The 1,258-nt window shown below is 35.3% G+C and carries 2 protein-coding genes; one reads left to right on the forward strand and one right to left on the reverse strand.

Translation table 11 applies throughout. From position 1 onward, the window contains the following. Positions 1-146: ATP-binding protein (locus V7137_RS30045; RefSeq protein ID WP_335701459.1), on the forward strand; the 146-nt coding region annotated here is incomplete at its 5' end. A 162-nt stretch (positions 147-308) separates the two neighbouring features. On the opposite strand, the gene V7137_RS30050 is transcribed toward V7137_RS30045, so the two are convergent. Beyond that, positions 309-1,241, reverse strand: coding sequence for a DMT family transporter (locus V7137_RS30050; protein ID WP_335701458.1), 933 nt, complete (start codon positions 1,239-1,241; stop codon positions 309-311). Between the last annotated feature and the right edge of the window lie 17 nt (positions 1,242-1,258).

Here is a 1,258-nt window from a genome sequence, read left to right on the forward strand (position 1 = left end):
CTTTTTACACCTTAAAAGAAAAGGGAACCGGACTCGGACTAATGATATGTCATAAAATTATTAAGCAGCACGAAGGCAGTATTACCTATCAGAGTAAGGTGAATGAAGAAACTTTGATTGAGATTTCCTTACCAATAGCGAGTTAGGTAATGTTAGTGACCTGTTTGAGGTGGTTTAACTGCCAGCGGAGGAATTCAAAAAGTACTAGTAAATTCATATAAAATCAGTGATTAATTAGGCATTCCTCTTAATAAAGGGAATGCCTTCAATATCAGTTCTTATTTCAAGACTTAGCAATTCAAGTAATATTAAAGTTTTACTTGAAGTTCATCCATAGGTTCTGCTGAAGTAACCTCAGATTCTTTATTTCTATCAGCTAATACTGCAATCACAACAGATAAGAGTATACTGCAAAGTGAAACGATAAGAATGATGGTGAATGGTTCTCCAAGAGCCAGCACCGCCGTCACTGTCGTAATAATGGGAAGGAGACATCCAAAAATCCCAACCGTTTTTGCAGGGACCCTTTTAATTGCGATGTAATAAAAGATGAGAGCTAGCGCATTACCAACTACTCCATATATAATATCAATCCACCAATTCGAAGCTGAAACGGCACCCCAATTGAAATTCTGCATATCCATAACCGCAAAAGGAATAAATAAGATAACGCCTACTAACATAACTATAGTGGCTGTAGTTATAGGAGGTACCTCTGCTGCATATTTTTTCGAATATACTACAAAAAATGATTGGGAAAGGACGGCCAATAATACTGAAAAATTACCTATTAAAGAAACTTTAGGGCTATCTCCAAGGCTAATAAAGGATTGTAGAGCAACACCTGCTACAGCCATAAGGATTGCTATGGTTGAAAGAAGATTAATACGTTCACGTAAGATTAGGAAAGAGAGAATTAGTATAACCGCTGGCGTTGAACTATTGATGATCCCAGTGGCGGTAGCACTTGTATGACTAATCCCAAAAAGTAAAAAGATATTAAGTAAAACATTTATTAATAACCCCTGAACAAATAACATACCGTAATTTTTTCTGCCGAGTTTGTTCCACTTTACTTTCTCCTTCATCATCGACAAAGGAAATAATATAACGAAAGCAGCAATAAAGCTAATTTCAATAAATAAGAAGATAGGGATTTGTTCAAGTGCAACCTGACTAATAACTAATGGAATTGCATAGCAAAAATTAACTAAAATTAGTAATAAATAAGCTAATGTCATTCAAACCACCCCTTTTT

Origin of the sequence: Neobacillus drentensis (assembly GCF_036962765.1) — a bacterium.
Classification (GTDB): domain Bacteria; phylum Bacillota; class Bacilli; order Bacillales; family Cytobacillaceae; genus Neobacillus; species Neobacillus drentensis_C.